The organism is Pedobacter sp. AK017 (genome assembly GCF_014200825.1).
Lineage (GTDB): Bacteria > Bacteroidota > Bacteroidia > Sphingobacteriales > Sphingobacteriaceae > Pedobacter > Pedobacter heparinus.
This window is the reverse complement of the sequence record NZ_JACHCW010000014.1, coordinates 75,686-91,136: the sequence shown is the minus strand read 5'-3', so window position 1 is coordinate 91,136 and position 15,451 is coordinate 75,686. Positions and strand designations below refer to the sequence as shown.

General features: G+C 43.5%; 13 protein-coding genes. 7 read left to right on the top strand and 6 right to left on the bottom strand.

The window, feature by feature from the left end; translation table 11 throughout:
* Positions 1-24: 24 nt before the first annotated feature.
* Entirely contained in the window at positions 25-3,333 is a 3,309-nt protein-coding gene (secA, locus tag HDC92_RS18985) for a preprotein translocase subunit SecA (RefSeq protein ID WP_183876678.1), read from the bottom strand.
* Positions 3,334-3,488: 155 nt separating this feature from the next.
* Positions 3,489-3,788, bottom strand: coding sequence for a hypothetical protein (locus HDC92_RS18980; protein WP_012780448.1), 300 nt, complete (start codon positions 3,786-3,788; stop codon positions 3,489-3,491).
* Positions 3,789-3,953: 165 nt separating this feature from the next.
* Between HDC92_RS18980 and HDC92_RS18975 the strand changes: the two genes are divergently transcribed.
* From HDC92_RS18975 to purD, 3 genes are all read left to right on the top strand, one after another.
* Positions 3,954-4,844 (top strand): LysR family transcriptional regulator, encoded by an 891-nt coding sequence (locus HDC92_RS18975; RefSeq protein ID WP_036675382.1) that lies wholly within the window; start codon positions 3,954-3,956, stop codon positions 4,842-4,844.
* A gap of 80 nt (positions 4,845-4,924) precedes the next feature.
* Positions 4,925-5,860, top strand: a complete 936-nt coding sequence (locus HDC92_RS18970; protein WP_012780446.1) for a YeiH family protein — start codon at positions 4,925-4,927, stop codon at positions 5,858-5,860.
* Positions 5,861-6,135: 275 nt separating this feature from the next.
* Entirely contained in the window at positions 6,136-7,410 is a 1,275-nt protein-coding gene (gene purD / locus HDC92_RS18965; RefSeq protein WP_183876677.1) for a phosphoribosylamine--glycine ligase, read from the top strand.
* A gap of 74 nt (positions 7,411-7,484) precedes the next feature.
* On the opposite strand, the gene HDC92_RS18960 is transcribed toward purD, so the two are convergent.
* From HDC92_RS18960 to HDC92_RS18945, 4 genes are all read right to left on the bottom strand, one after another.
* On the bottom strand, positions 7,485-7,712 hold the full coding sequence (locus tag HDC92_RS18960) for a sigma factor-like helix-turn-helix DNA-binding protein (protein WP_183876676.1): 228 nt from the start codon (positions 7,710-7,712) through the stop codon (positions 7,485-7,487).
* 73 nt (positions 7,713-7,785) lie between these two features.
* Entirely contained in the window at positions 7,786-8,280 is a 495-nt protein-coding gene (locus HDC92_RS18955) for a hypothetical protein (RefSeq protein WP_012780444.1), read from the bottom strand.
* Positions 8,281-8,438: 158 nt separating this feature from the next.
* Positions 8,439-9,566, bottom strand: coding sequence for a TlpA disulfide reductase family protein (locus HDC92_RS18950; RefSeq protein WP_012780443.1), 1,128 nt, complete (start codon positions 9,564-9,566; stop codon positions 8,439-8,441).
* A gap of 95 nt (positions 9,567-9,661) precedes the next feature.
* Positions 9,662-10,843: a formimidoylglutamase gene (locus HDC92_RS18945; RefSeq protein ID WP_183876675.1), complete on the bottom strand. Its 1,182-nt coding sequence runs from the start codon at positions 10,841-10,843 to the stop codon at positions 9,662-9,664.
* A gap of 36 nt (positions 10,844-10,879) precedes the next feature.
* Here HDC92_RS18945 and HDC92_RS18940 point away from each other — a divergent pair, with 36 nt between their 5' ends.
* From HDC92_RS18940 to HDC92_RS18925, 4 genes are all read left to right on the top strand, one after another.
* Complete coding sequence (locus tag HDC92_RS18940; protein ID WP_317618104.1) at positions 10,880-11,881, top strand: NAD-dependent epimerase/dehydratase family protein; 1,002 nt, start codon at positions 10,880-10,882, stop codon at positions 11,879-11,881.
* 66 nt (positions 11,882-11,947) lie between these two features.
* On the top strand, positions 11,948-13,246 hold the full coding sequence (locus tag HDC92_RS18935) for an HAD-IB family phosphatase (RefSeq protein WP_012780440.1): 1,299 nt from the start codon (positions 11,948-11,950) through the stop codon (positions 13,244-13,246).
* A 49-nt stretch (positions 13,247-13,295) separates the two neighbouring features.
* Positions 13,296-14,264 (top strand): tryptophan 2,3-dioxygenase family protein, encoded by a 969-nt coding sequence (locus HDC92_RS18930; RefSeq protein WP_183876674.1) that lies wholly within the window; start codon positions 13,296-13,298, stop codon positions 14,262-14,264.
* Between the two features lie 76 nt (positions 14,265-14,340).
* Positions 14,341-15,405, top strand: coding sequence for a branched-chain amino acid aminotransferase (locus tag HDC92_RS18925; RefSeq protein WP_012780438.1), 1,065 nt, complete (start codon positions 14,341-14,343; stop codon positions 15,403-15,405).
* Positions 15,406-15,451: the final 46 nt, after the last annotated feature.

Below are 15,451 nucleotides of genomic sequence, written 5' to 3'. Positions count from 1 at the left end.
GGCATTCTATATGTTTATTACAAATTACAATCCTGCACCGTGACAGTTTTTGAATTTCTTGCCACTGCCACACGGACAAGGCTCGTTCCTGCCCACAGTAACTTCCTTACGGATAGGCTGCTGCGGAGCAAGCTCACGTGTATCTTCCATCACATCTGCACTGCTGCCTTGCTGTCCGAATTCTGGTTTAGACATTTTTAACCTGCTTGGTGCAGGTCTTGGTGCCTGCGCTTCCCGCACATCATTAGGATCTGTCTGCACCGGGATGCCCCCTTTATACAAGAAGCTTACCACCTCTTTGTTCACTGCATTCAGCATGTTTTTGAACAGGTTAAAGGCTTCCATCTTGTAAATGATCAGGGGATCTTTCTGCTCGTAAACCGCATTCTGTACCGATTGCTTCAATTCATCCATCTCACGAAGGTGCTCTTTCCACGATTCGTCGATCAGCGCCAGCACTATTGTTTTCTCAAATGATTTATTGATCTCACGCCCACCGTTATCTATTGCCTTTTTCAAGCCAACAGGAACCTGTATGCTGCGCAAACCATCCGTAAATGGTACAACAATCTGTTCAATCTGCTCACCACGCTCTGCATAAACCTGGTTCAGTACCGGCATCGCCTGGGCAATGATGGCATCCGATTTCCTGGCATAAAATGCAGTCACTTCTTCAAACAGCTTATCGGTTAAATGATGGATGCCTTTCGAAGTAAACTCCGCCTCATCTATAGCTGTATCGGCCGAAAAGTTTTTGATCACCTCCAGCTTAAAGCCTTCATAATTGCCTTCTTCTTTGTATTCGGTCACAATATCCTCGGCAACATCAAAAGTCATATTGCTCATGTCTACATCCAAACGGTCGCCAAACAAGGCATTTCTCCGTTTCGCATAAATCACCGAACGCTGTGAGTTCATCACATCGTCATATTCCAGCAAACGCTTACGGATACCAAAGTTATTCTCTTCCACTTTTTTCTGTGCCCGCTCAATAGATTTGGTAATCATCGAATGCTGGATCACTTCTCCATCCTCAATGCCCATTTTCACCATGATGTTAGAAATCCTTTCCGATCCGAATAAACGCATCAGGTTATCTTCAAGCGATACGAAGAACTGGGACGAACCCGGATCTCCCTGGCGACCGGCACGGCCACGCAACTGTCTGTCTACACGTCGCGACTCATGCCTTTCTGTACCCACGATGGCCAAACCACCGGCTTCTTTAACACCCGGGCCTAATTTAATATCCGTACCACGACCAGCCATGTTGGTGGCAATCGTTACCTGGCCCGCCTGTCCGGCTTCGGCCACAATATCGGCTTCTTTCTGGTGCATCTTCGCATTCAGTACATTGTGCTTAATGCCGCGCAGCTTCAGCATCCGGCTCAGTAATTCCGAAATCTCTACCGAAGTAGTACCTACCAGTACCGGTCTGCCCGCCTGGGTAAGCGAAACAATTTCTTCTGCTACTGCATTGTATTTTTCACGGATGGTACGGTATACATAATCCTGATGGTCTTTTCTCGAGATCACCCTGTTCGTAGGGATCTCTACCACATCCAGTTTATAGATCGACCAGAACTCCCCCGCTTCAGTAGTGGCAGTACCCGTCATACCACAAAGCTTGTGGTACATCCTGAAAAAGTTCTGCAAAGTAACCGTAGCATAAGTCTGTGAAGCATCTTCTACCTTCACGTTCTCTTTCGCCTCAATCGCCTGGTGTAAGCCATCCGAATAACGGCGGCCATCCATAATACGGCCGGTCTGCTCATCTACAATCTTGATCTTTCCTTCATCAATGATGTATTCCACATCAATCTCAAATAAGGTATAGGCTTTCAGCAACTGGTTCACAGAGTGGATGCGCTCTGCTTTAATCGAATAATCGCGCATCAAAGCATCTTTCTGTGCAATTTTTTCTTCACTGCTCAAAGCCGATTTTTCAATATCTGCAATCTCTGTACCCACATCAGGTAAAACAAAGAAATGCGGGTCTTCACCCGATTTGGTAATCAGCTCAATACCTTTCTCGGTCAGCTCCACCTGGTTGTTTTTCTCATCAATATAGAAAAACAGCTCGGCATCAACCTTAGGCATGTTTTTAGACTGATCGGCCATATAATGGTTTTCCGTTTTCAATAAGGTCTGCTTCACGCTGCCCTCACTTAAAAACTTGATCAATGCTTTATTTTTAGGTAAGCCACGATGTGCACGCAATAAGGCCAAACCACCTTCACCTTCTTCGGTTCCGGCTTTACCTTCATTGATCAGTTTCTTCGCCTCGTTCAGGGCACGCGTCACATATTCCTTCTGTGCAGTAACCAAACGTTCTATTCTTGGTTTCAGCTCATGAAACTCATGCTGGTCACCAAAAGGAACGGGACCCGAAATGATCAAAGGCGTACGGGCATCATCAATTAAAACGGAATCGACCTCATCCACCATTGCAAAATGCAGCTTGCGCTGTACCAGCTGGTCAGGGGTTTGCGACATGTTATCACGCAGATAATCGAACCCAAACTCGTTATTCGTGCCATAAGTAATATCGGCCAGGTAGGCATCCCTGCGCTCCTGCGAATTGGGTTCATGCTTATCAATGCAATCTACAGAAATGCCATGGAACTCAAACAGCGGACCATTCCACTCCGAGTCACGACGGGCAAGGTAATCGTTCACCGTTACAATGTGCACCCCTTGTCCGGCCAAAGCATTCAGGTAAGCAGGTAAAGTACTTACCAAAGTTTTACCCTCACCAGTTGCCATCTCGGCAATTTTACCGCTGTGCAAAACCATACCACCTATCAGCTGTACATCGTAATGCACCATGTTCCACAATACTTCCACACCGGCAGCTTCCCAGCGGTTGGCCCAATAGGCCTTATCGCCTTTGATCTCTACATTTTTCTTACGTGCCGCGTAATCACGGTCAAACTGTGTAGCCGTAACCTCCAGCGTATCATTTTCAGAAAAACGTCTCGAAGTTTCCTTCACCACAGCAAATGCCTGCGGTAAGATCTCCTGTAAAACCACTTCCAGTTCCTTGTCACGGTCTTTGATCAAAGCATCAATCTGATCATATAAAGCCGTTTTTTCCGGTAAAGATAAATCCTGGCTCTCGGCATCTGCCTTCAGGCCACCGATCTTGCCATCAATTTCTGCTAAAGCTTTGGCAATAACATCTTTAAAATATACTGTTTTATTACGCAGTTCGTCATTGCTCAATGCCGACAGTTTCTCGTATTCCTGGTTTATCTTGACAACTATAGGCTGTAAAGCCTTGATATCTCTTTCTGATTTGCTTCCAAATACCTTGGTTAAAAATCCTAACATATAATGTTTTTGTGTTTATATTTTTTTTAAAATGATCAAATTACAACAACCAGGCCATATAGTTCAATAAGCCACAATGGCAGTTGCAGATGGCTAACCCTATAAAATACGGGCGTATTTTGATGAAAGCCGGGGTGTATTTTAAAGATCAGGGCTTAGGGGCTATTGTTTTTGGTCTGTTCCTTTATAGTAAGGTCAACGATCACATAGCTGTTCATCCTATGTTTCTCTATATGCCTTTCGGGTAATAAACCTATAGCCGTTAAGGCGCTGTAAGATAAAAAGAAAGGATGGTGCTGATCGTCTGGCTGGGCTAACCTTATTGCAGCTGTTTTCTTGTCTGACTGCTGGCTATTGCAATACCTTGTAACCACACGCAGGCTCTCCATCCGCTCCGCCTTTGCAAGGTGGGTCAGACTAAAAAACACTAACGATAAAGTAACAATATGTCTCATTTACAGCAGCAAAAATCTTTTAACATGCAATACTTCAGGGTCCAAAGCTAAATTTAATCTTTTACATAAAGAAATCTCCCGCTGTTAAATTCTCCTGACAAACCTTAAAATTAGCATAAATATTGCAGATATTGCCTTCAAATTGCTGTAAATACCAAAATGCCTATGGCCGATTTTCGCTTAAATGTTTTTTATACCGTAGCCAAAAGACTCAGTTTTACCAAAGCTGCCGAGGAACTGTACATTAGCCAGCCAGCGGTTACCAAACATATCCGCGAACTGGAACAACAGTACAACAGCAAGCTTTTTGACCGTAATGGAAACAAAATACAGCTTACCCCAGCCGGACTGATCTTATTGAACCACACTGAAACACTTTTGTCCGTTTACAGGGCTATAGATTTTGACATGAATGCCCTGCTGCAGAAGCATACCGGAGCACTGCACCTTGGCGCCAGCACCACCATATCGCAATACCTGATTGCACCCATTCTTGCAGGTTTCAAAAAGAAATTCAATGACATAGAAATACAACTGGTTACAGGAAACACGGAACAGATTGAAAAAGCCTTGATTGACAAGGAAATCGAACTCGGCCTGGTAGAAGGACGTTCAAAAAACCAGAAGATCAGTTATTCTGATTTTATTAAGGATGAAATTGTACTGGTCTGCAACAAAAGCCATCCGCTGGCCAAAACAGCAGAAATTGACCCGGCCATGCTTACCGACTATCGCTTTGTAGTACGCGAACAAGGTTCCGGTACACGACAGGTAATTGACCATGCCTTAAGGGCGGTTGGTCTTAAAATTGCCGATCTTCCGGTTGAAATCCAACTTGGCAATACAGAAAGTATTAAATCTTACCTGATGCATTCCACTGCCCTGGCTTTTTTATCGATACATTCCATTGGAAAGGAACTGTTAAACGGAGAACTTAGATTGATAGAGGTTAAAGGCCTCAATATAACCAGGAGTTTCTACTTTATTCATTTACAAGGCCAGCCAGATCCTCTGGCAGAGAAATTAATGCGCTTTGCCAAAATCATTATAACCTGAAGTAATGATAGATAAATAACGGGAATAAGCATCCGGGCAGACTACCAACTAGTTTTGTAGTAGAAATACAACAATTATCCATGGAAAGTCAGCAACCTAACCTTTTACTCCCTAAAGTCATCTTTTTTATTGCAGCGGCGGTAGCCTTAACCACTTCGGCACCCGCAGCCCTGTTAATTGGCCTTGTACTGGCGCAGGTGCTGGAACACCCTTACCCTCAAACCAGCCAAAAGGCGACCCATATCCTGCTTAAAATATCTGTTATTGGTCTTGGTTTTGGCATGAATGCCTTTAGCGCCGTTCGGGCAGGCAAAGAAGGTCTGCTATTTACCATCGCGTCTATATTCGGCGTTTTAACCTTAGGTTATTTTATAGGCAGGCGGCTCAACATAGACCTTAAAACATCCTCACTCATTTCAGCAGGCACAGCCATCTGCGGAGGAAGTGCCATTGCCGCATTATCTCCGGTAATAAAAGCCAGTGAAAAACAGATTTCTGTGGCACTGGGTACGGTATTTATCCTCAATTCCCTGGCCTTGTTCCTTTTTCCGGCCATAGGCCACTGGTTTCAGCTATCGCAGCAGCAATTTGGTCTTTGGTGTGCTATAGCCATACACGACACCAGCTCTGTTGTAGGGGCAGCCAGCAAATATGGCGATCAGGCCCTGGAAATTGCGACAACCGTTAAACTTGCCCGTGCATTATGGATCATCCCAGTATCCATTGTAACGGCCTATCTTTTTAAAACAGAAAAAAGTAAAGTGCAGATACCCTATTTTATCGGATTGTTTGTACTAGCCGTAATAGCCAGCACTTACATTCCATTTATCGCAAAAAACAGTCACTACCTGATTACCTTAGCTAAGGCAGGATTAAGCTTAACACTATTCCTCATTGGTTCGGGGCTTTCTTTTAAAACCCTGAAAAGTGTAGGTCTTAGTCCGCTGGTCCAGGGAGCTGCCTTATGGATAATCATATCAATTGTGAGTCTTTATGCAATCCTAACATTAGCCTGATCAGCAGCCGGTCCACTATAAAATTGTCTTGCTTTTCTCTTGCTTTCCTCTTGCTATTGTCTTGCTATCCTCTTGCTCAGGCAGGTTAAATTCAAAAAATTACCAGGGAAAAGGAACAGAGATACAGGCTTTTATTTTTATTGTCCTTCTTCATGGCAGCTTATCACAGCTTGTGAAGAGAATGGTCATTTTTCACTGTGTATATTTAGCTAAAGCGGTATATTTGCCGGGGATGGAGATTCCATCCTACAATTAAAACAACAAATCAAACATAGATGAACATTTTACTATTAGGTTCCGGTGGCAGAGAAAGTGCTTTTGCCTGGAAGATCAGTCAATCTTCGCAATGCTCACAACTGTTTATCGCGCCAGGTAATGGCGGCACCAATGCTTACGGTAAAAATGTAAACATTAACCCCAATAACTTTGAGGCTGTTAAGGCACTGGTACTTAAAGAAAATATAAGCCTGGTGGTAGTTGGCCCTGAAGAGCCGCTTGTAAATGGAATCCACGATTTTTTTATAGCAGATGAGGAACTGGCCGGCATCCCGGTTATCGGTCCTAAAAAAGAAGGTGCGATCCTTGAGGGCAGTAAAGATTTCTCAAAGCAGTTTATGGCCCGTCATGGAATTCCTACTGCCGCTTCACGCTCTTTTACAAAGGAAACACTGGAGGAAGGACTGGTCTATTTGCAATCGCATGCCCTGCCTGTTGTTTTAAAGGCAGACGGACTTGCAGCCGGCAAAGGGGTAGTGATTTTAGACAATACTGCCGAAGCCCAGGAGGAACTGAAACTGATGCTGAGCGGCAAGTTTGGCGACGCAGGGACGACCGTTGTAATAGAAGAATTTTTAAGCGGCATAGAGCTTTCGGTGTTTGTACTTACTGATGGGGACAATTATGTGATCCTGCCGGAGGCGAAAGATTACAAACGCATCGGACAGGGGGATACCGGCCTGAATACGGGCGGCATGGGTTCTGTATCTCCGGTACCTTTTGCCAGCAAAGCTTTTTTAGCCGAAATAGAACGCGACATCATCATCCCAACCATCAATGGCTTAAAGAAAGACCAAATTGATTATACCGGTTTCATCTTTTTCGGATTGATCAAGGTAAACGAAAAACCACTGGTAATAGAGTACAACTGCCGCATGGGCGACCCTGAAACGGAAAGTGTGATCCCAAGGATAGAAAATGACCTGGTAGATCTTTTTATTGCGGCCTCAAAGAAAAAATTAAAAGATTATAAATTAAACATCAGTGATAAAAATGCCGCTACTGTAATGATTGTTGCCGGGGGTTATCCTGGCGAATATGAAAAGGGCAAAACCATCACTGGCATCGAAAATGTACGCCAGTCGCTGGTGTTCCATGCCGGAACTGCCCTGGAAGGTGGTGTGATCAAAACCAATGGGGGCCGCGTACTCGCCGTTTCCAGTTTGCAGGACAGTCAGTTTGAAGCTTTGCAGTCAGCAACTGCTGATGCGGCACGCATTTATTTTGATGGCAAATATTTCAGGGAAGATATAGGATTTGACCTGATCTCCTAAGTTCTCTCCGAAAACAGGATTTATTTTGGAATATAAATACAAAGAGGGCCGGTATAAATTGGCCCTCTTTGTATTTATAGTTCCTGCATAGCAGCCCTGAAATGCCGGGCAAACAATTTTAAATTGACCCTCAACCTTCTTTTATTCGTTTTAAGCCTTTCCTTTACCGTAGTGAGTGGCAAATTTAAGGCTTCTGCAATTTCCCTGTAATTGTAGCCTTCAAAGTATTTAATAAATACGGGGCAGCATTCATCCTGGGAAGGATAAAGCTCTTTTTTCAAATCGGTAGATTTTGTTGCCATAGAGAGAATTAGTAAATGTTGTACCTTATCTAACCCATCAAAATATTAACAAAAAATATACCAAATGCACTATTTACTCATATTTCAAGGCCTCATACCCCAATAAACGCCTCCACAATGCTATCTGTCCTATACAATTTGCCTCTCTGTAGATCAAAAAAGTAAGAAATTCATATAAACTGTATTCCATCCCAGGCATTTCGACCATAGTGGCCAGCTTTTCTTCGGTAGCACCGACCAGCGCATCCCTCAAAAGTGGGCTAATGCTTTTCCAGTCTTTTTTGAATACTTCCAGCGGAGGATAGGTCACATCATCCTGAATGCCTTTATGGTTCTTAAACAATTCATCCGCACTTTGCTGCTGCTTAATACCAAAGTCTTTGGCCATTTCATACCGCTGCTGTACCAAACTTCCCGTAAGCCAGGCAATGTGGTTGGCTTTTGTATTTAAGCGGCTGTGTGCATCTTCATCAGAAATACCGTCCAAAGCCCTGATAAAAAAATCTGTATGCATGTCATACAAGATCACCAGCGCATGCATTTTGCTGCTAACTGTTTTAGTTTCCATAATCTTTTGTTTTAATAATGAACAATTAAAGTTAACTACATATATGCTAACAAACAGGGTGTTATAACGCCATTTTAGGGGGTCAATGCCGACAAAAAAAAGCGGTTAAGCACTGTGCCATAACCGCTTTTTTTTGACTAAAAAGTAAATCAGCTTATTTACAATACCTCTGCAAGTTTTTTCTGTAGCTCTTCACCCCTTACATTCTTAGCAATGATCTTCCCGCTAGGGTCAATCAGGTAATTTGCAGGGATAGACCGAACACCATATTGAACAGCGACCTCATTGCTCCATCCTTTTAAATCTGACAACTGAGTCCAGTTTAAGCCATCTTTCTCAATCGCTTGCAGCCAGGCATCCTTTTTACCAGGCTGATCTAAGGAAACACCCAAAACTGTAAAATTCTTGTCTTTATAAGTTGTATAAGCTTTTACCACGTTAGGATTTTCCGCACGGCATGGTCCGCACCATGAAGCCCAGAAATCTACCAATACATATTTTCCACGGAAATCAGACAATTTAACCGGCTTATCATTCACATCATTCTGTGTAAAATCCATTGCCATTTGTCCAACACCCGTACTTTTTGCCGACTGGATAGTCTTTGCTATACTTTTACCAAGCTCTGTAGCTTTTATAGCAGGAGAAAATTTATTGAGCTCTGCTTCTGCCCCGCTAAGGTCCTTATCCACATTAACAGTCCCCTGAAAAGCAAGCAGACCAATATAAGAATCCCGGTTTGCAGTGTAGAATTGCTTGCTCAGCGTTTCCATCTCTTTTCTGTTGGCCTCGTCACGGCTCATCACTGTTTTCATATAGGCTTCATCATTACGCTCGGTTTCCGTTTTACTACGGTATTCGGCCATCAAAGCAGCGTTCTTTTCGTTTACGGATTTGGTCAGCGCTTTAAACTTTGCATTGTCATCATTTACTTTTGAGCCTTTAACCACAGCGTGTTTTATTGAATCGGTAGCCGATACCAGCTCCAGTACTTTAGGTTCAAGAAACAAAGCATAACCATCAGGGGCGACGGTACGCGAGGGCGCTGCCAGGTCGTGTCTGATGACCACAGTAGCCTGCGTTATTCCGGATATTGGGCCGGTAAACATAAATTTACCGCCAACAATTGCTGCAGAATCTACAACAGGGTTAGCACGGGGGCCATAATATAAATAGGCTTTTGCAGGGGCTCCCAGATTACCTACCTTGCCATTTATTGTAAACTTTTCCTGCGCCATAACAGCTACTGGCAACAGGCAGGCTGCGATCAGAACGATCTTCTTCATAATTTTAGTTTTTATTAAAAAATAAGTTAAAGTTTGGTTATTCCGGGCCAAATGTACTAATAGACCAAAATTATAACGTAAGGATGAATGTAATATTATAGTAGCTTTTGAAAGGTCCGCCACCACAGATCGGGCATTTCCCCATTCACAGCCGTAGTATAGTCGTCGTAACGGCAAGGCACCAGGTGGTAACGTTCATTTTTGGAAATTCCGGCAGGATAGGGCACCTGCATCCACCAGCGGTCTGATTTTTTGCTTTTCACAAAGAGCATTTCTGCAGAGCCATCGTTTAAGCTGGCCCTGTAAATCAGGTATTGTGATTTCGGGCTCAGCGGAAAATCCTTTTTACGGTTATAATAGCCATCTACAAAATACCAGACCATTTGAGCCAGGAGCATGGCCGTTTGTCCGTTCTGATCAAATGCCGGATTAAATTCATAGAAACCGATTGAAGTCAGCTTATCGCTCATGCCCGCATAACGACTAATGGCGCAGGCCTGTTCGCCGTAAAAACCATTTGGGCTGGCATTGGCATTTGCGCCGGCATCTGAAGAGCGGATGGCACCGATGTCAAAACTGATCATGCTGGCATTGCGGATGATCGGCTCGGTTAAAGTGATGTCACTGGCAAACTCACCCAAACGATGGGCATCAAAATAAAGTTTGCTCATCACCTTCAGGCTATCCTGGTTTACAAAATAGGTTTGGTAACCAATATTGCTGAAATTGAAAAGGTAATTGGGCTGATGCAACAGGATTTTGTTTAAATAAGTATCTGATTTGGCAGTTAATCCTTCCTGATCTTCCTCATCCAGGTCGAATTTGCTATCTACCACCACCAGATCTACCTTTTGTTCCAGGTGCTCATAAGCCAGGTACTGGGCGTACGTAAGGTCTTGCCCCCCGCCGATAATTACCGGCAGAATGTCAAGTTTAATCAGCTCAGCTACTACAGTCTTTACCGCCACGTAGGTATCTGAAATGGAAGCCCCGGCCCTGATATTTCCAAGATCAATGATCCTGGACGTAAACGGTCCTTCGTTTAAGGCGTAAAATTGGCTCCTGAAATAATCAGGCGCAAGTGCACAGCCCTCATTGTTTACCGCAGCGCGGTCGTCCTGCACCCCAAAAATTGCAATGTCATATTGTTTGTCTTCCAGGTCTGGAAATTTATCGGTAAAAAACCCTGCCTTTAAACCTATCTGACTGGTATAAAATCCCTGTTTTGGCGTAAATTTGTCAGGACTGACCGGAGAAAAAAAATCTGATAAAGACATATCTTAGTATAAATGTATGGCATCAAATATCTATTTTTGAGCGCATATTTTAATGAACATCCTAAAAAAAATGAAATGATATTGGTTACCGGTGCCACTGGTTTTTTAGGTTCAGAATTGATAAGCCAGCTGTGCAGGCAGGGCATAAAGGTCAGGGCATTGAAACGGGAGGGTTCCGTTATCCCTGATTTAATCAGGCAGAATGACCTTGTTGAATGGGTTATTGCCGACGTCAACAACATTTCTGATCTGGAAGATGCTTATGCAGGGATTAAGCAGGTATATCATTGTGCAGCCCTGGTTTCATTTAATCCTAAAGACAAACAAAAACTTTTACACGTTAACATTGAAGGGACCAGCAATGTGGTAAACCTTTGTGCTGCTTATGGGGCAAGACTGCTGCATGTGAGTTCGGTGGCCGCATTGGGTGAAGCTAAAAAGGGGGCCCTGATTACCGAAAAAGATTTCTGGGCCTATGATGCAAAGTCGCACACGTATGCCATTTCTAAATACGAAGGAGAAATGGAAGTATGGCGGGGTATTGCAGAAGGGCTGGATGCGGTAATTGTAAACCCATCGGTAATTATTGGTGCGGGAGCGGGTTTTAAGGGTAGCGGTGCCATTTTTAAACTGGTAAAGGATGGCTTATCCTTTTATACCAGAGGTGCTACCGGACTTGTTGATGTGGAAGACGTGGCAAAAAGCATGATTGCCCTGATGAACAGCAGCGAAACTGCCGAACGGTTCACGATCTCATCAGAAAATTACCATTATAAACAGCTGTTTGCTGAAATCGCCAAGGCTTATGGCATTAAAGCCCCCGCAAAAGAAGCCAGGCCCTGGATGCTGGGTATTGCCTGGCGGGCAGCCTGGCTGGCCTCGCTCTTTACCGGGAAACCAGCTTCTTTAACCAGTGATGCTGCCCGCAGCAGTTTAAATGAAAGTTTATACAGCAACGAAAAGATAAAAAAGGCAATTGGCATCAACTTTAAGCCATTGCAACAAAGTATTGAAGAAATCTGTAAACAGCAGTATTGAATTTTATATCTTTGACCGGTTATTGACAACCTGAAACCACCTAAAAATACCATTACTCCTACAAGGATGAAGCAAAAGAATTTTTACATCATTGATTTTGACAGCACCTTTACACAAGTTGAAGCTTTAGATGAGCTGGCCCGTATTTCCCTGAAAAAACACCCTGAAAAAGAGGTCATTTTCCAGAAAATTGAAGATTATACCAACCTGGCTATGGAAGGTAAGCTTTCTTTTGGGGAGAGCCTGGCCCAAAGGGTAAAACTGCTGGAAGCCACGGAAGACCATTTAAAACAGCTGATCAAAGTATTGAAGAAAAAAGTATCGGCTTCATTTTCACGTAATGCCGCATTTTTTAAGAAACATGCCGATGAGGTATTGATCGTTTCCGGTGGCTTTAAAGAATTTATCACCCCTGTGGTGAGCCAGTACCACATCAAAAAAGAGAACATTTATGCCAACACTTTTGTAACTACAGGAGACGGCAAAATTATAGATTACGACCATTCGAACCCTTTAAGTGAAGAAGGTGGAAAGGTTAAACTGATGCAGCAAATGAACCTGGAGGGCGACCTTTATGGTATTGGCGATGGGTATTCGGATTTTCAGCTGCGTGAAAGTGGTCTGATCAAGAAATTTTATGCCTTTACAGAAAATATTTCAAGAGAAAGCATTGTCAAAAAAGCCGACCATGTTACACCGAGCTTTGATGAGTTTTTATATGTAAATAACCTGCCAAGGGCAATCTCTTATCCAAAAAACAGGATTTTATGCCTGGTGATCGGGGATGTGGACCCGCAGAGTATCGATCTGTTGAAAAAGGACGGCTTTTCTATCCGCCACAAGACTACTTTTGAAGAAAAATATGTAGCTGATGTACACATGATGCTGCTTGCAGACGGAGAAAAACTGGGGCTGGAACAATTAAAAAGGGCGGTAAAGCTGAAAACCCTGGGCTATCTGGGCAATGCAAAAGGAAAAGTGGACATCAGTACCTGTACCGAACAGGGCATTGTTGTATTTGATGATGTGAAGCACAACCCGCGTAACCTGAACTTCATCCCTAAAAGGATGATTGATTTCATGAATACCGGCACTACATACCTGAGCAGCAATTTCCCTAATTTACAGTTGCCAAGGATTGATAAATCGCACCGTTTGATACACATCCACAAAAATGTACCGGGCATTATGGCCAAGGTAAATACCATTTTTGCGAAACATGACATCAATATTGTGGGGCAGTTCCTGATGACCAATCCAAGCATTGGCTATGTGATTACCGACATCAATGCGCAATACGACAAGCAGTTGTTTAAATCGCTCAAAAAGATTGAGCATACCATAAAATTCCGGGTACTTTATTAACAGCGGTAATGTTCCTTTGTTTACCTTTGAGTTAAACTAACTTATTAAATTGGAACTTACACCACAAATAAAGGAGAAATTAGACCGGCTGCAGGAAAAGTATGCGGCTATGGGCCAGGATATGTCCGCCTATCTGGACGGACTGTTGTATGCAGATTTCCTGACCTATTGGGATTACATCCATCTGGATACTTTGCTGAGTTTACAAAGCCCGAAAACCCCTTTTCCGGACGAAGAGATCTTCATCATGTACCACCAGATCACAGAGCTGTATTTTAAGCTTTCCCTGCACGAGTGTAAACAAATTGCAGCACATCCTGCTTTAACCCTTGATTTCTTTACTCAAAGGGTAAAACGCATCAATGCGTATTTCCATGCCCTGACAACCTCATTCGACGTGATGGTAAACGGTATGGAAAAGGACCAGTTTTTGAAATTCCGCATGTCGCTTTTACCCGCCAGTGGCTTTCAGTCGGCCCAGTACCGCATGATCGAGATCTGCGCCACAGATTTTAACCGCCTGATTGATAAAAGCAAAAGAACAGAACTGGCAAATGCCAGCATTGAAGAACAGTTTGAATACATTTACTGGAAGTTTGGGGCAACTGAACTGGCCAGCGGAAAACAGACGCTTACGCTGAAACAGTTTATCAGCAAATATGCTGCTCAGTTTTTACACCTGATCAAAGACCGGAAGGAAAGCAATTTCTCAGCCCTATACCATCAGCTGGCGGCTCCGGACGCAGATGCGACCGCACTTGCCGCACTTGCTGCCGAACTGAGGAAACTGGACCTTTATGTAAATGTAGAATGGCCCTTATCGCATTACAAATCGGCAGTGAGGTACCTGGAACGTGATCCTGTGGATATTGCCGCAACCGGTGGGACCAACTGGCAACAATACTTGCCGCCGCGTTTTCAGAAAAGGATTTTCTACCCCTTTTTGTGGACGACTGAACAAATGGAAGAATGGGGCAAGGGCTGGGTACTTGCTGTACTAAAAGAATTAAAGGGTTAACACTTAAATATTTGCCTTTGCCTTACCTACAACATAGATATTTATCGTAAATTTGCAGCAGGTAATTACTATTACAATGAATGATACACTTGATATGACGATCACTAAGGCCGAACAGAGCAGGCTTACGGTAACTGATTTTTCTCAGTTGCCATTTGGGAAGGTATTTTCTGACCATATGTTTATTGCGGAATTTGATAACGGAACCTGGGGTAATCTGCAGGTCGTTCCTTACGGTCCTATTCCAATGAGCCCGGCAATTTCTGCGCTGCATTACGGACAGGCGATTTTTGAAGGGATGAAAGCTTATCGTCAGGCCAATGGCAAAATCAGTGTCTTCAGACCGGAGAAAAACTTTGAACGCTTTAATAAATCGGCAGTACGTATGTCTATGCCCGAGATTCCTAAAGAGATTTTCATGCAGGGGATTGCTGCTTTAATTGATATTGATGAAAAATGGATCCCTGCACAGGATGGCTACTCTTTATACATCCGTCCGGTAATGTTTGCTACCGACCCCTATTTGGGCGTTAAACCATCAGATAAATATATTTTCGCGTTATTAACTACCCCAACAGGGGCGTATTACAGCAAGGCTTTAAAAGTAAAGATTGAAACTGAATATACCCGTGCAGATGATGGTGGTGTTGGTTATGCCAAAACTGCCGGAAACTATGCCCGTTCTTTATACCCTTTTGCCGAGGCACAGAAAGAGGGATTTGACCAACTGATCTGGACAGATGCAGCTACACATGAATTTATTGAAGAGGCCGGAACAGCAAACCTGATCTTTGTGATCAATGGTAAACTGGTTACCCCATCTGTAAGGAGTACAGTTTTAGACGGGGTAACCCGGGATACTATTATTCAGCTGGCCAAAAAAGCCGGTATTGAAGTAGAAGAAAGACGGGTAAGTGTAAAAGAAGTAATTGCAGGAATTGAAAACGGAAGCCTGACTGATGCTTTTGCAGCAGGTACTGCCGCAACAGTTACCCCAATAGGTGAAATTGGCTACCAGGGTAAAACTTATAAGTTATCTGATCCTGCAACCCGTACCATTTCTGCAGGTATCGCCAAAACGTTAAACGATATCCGTTATGGTCTGGCTCCGGATGAGTTTGGCTGGAACTGGGTAGTGTAATTGGCATCGCAAAAAATAAATAAATAAAGGGTACCCTATCGGGTAT

Bases quoted from the DNA above. Each gene is read 5' to 3' on its own strand.
- secA (WP_183876678.1), bottom strand. From the start codon at position 3,333: ATGTTAGGATTTTTAACCAAGGTATTTGGAAGCAAATCAGAAAGAGAT.
- HDC92_RS18980 (WP_012780448.1), bottom strand. From the start codon at position 3,788: ATGAGACATATTGTTACTTTATCGTTAGTGTTTTTTAGTCTGACCCAC.
- HDC92_RS18975 (WP_036675382.1), top strand. From the start codon at position 3,954: ATGGCCGATTTTCGCTTAAATGTTTTTTATACCGTAGCCAAAAGACTC.
- HDC92_RS18970 (WP_012780446.1), top strand. From the start codon at position 4,925: ATGGAAAGTCAGCAACCTAACCTTTTACTCCCTAAAGTCATCTTTTTT.
- purD (WP_183876677.1), top strand. From the start codon at position 6,136: ATGAACATTTTACTATTAGGTTCCGGTGGCAGAGAAAGTGCTTTTGCC.
- HDC92_RS18960 (WP_183876676.1), bottom strand. From the start codon at position 7,712: ATGGCAACAAAATCTACCGATTTGAAAAAAGAGCTTTATCCTTCCCAG.
- HDC92_RS18955 (WP_012780444.1), bottom strand. From the start codon at position 8,280: ATGGAAACTAAAACAGTTAGCAGCAAAATGCATGCGCTGGTGATCTTG.
- HDC92_RS18950 (WP_012780443.1), bottom strand. From the start codon at position 9,566: ATGAAGAAGATCGTTCTGATCGCAGCCTGCCTGTTGCCAGTAGCTGTT.
- HDC92_RS18945 (WP_183876675.1), bottom strand. From the start codon at position 10,843: ATGTCTTTATCAGATTTTTTTTCTCCGGTCAGTCCTGACAAATTTACG.
- HDC92_RS18935 (WP_012780440.1), top strand. From the start codon at position 11,948: ATGAAGCAAAAGAATTTTTACATCATTGATTTTGACAGCACCTTTACA.
- HDC92_RS18925 (WP_012780438.1), top strand. From the start codon at position 14,341: ATGAATGATACACTTGATATGACGATCACTAAGGCCGAACAGAGCAGG.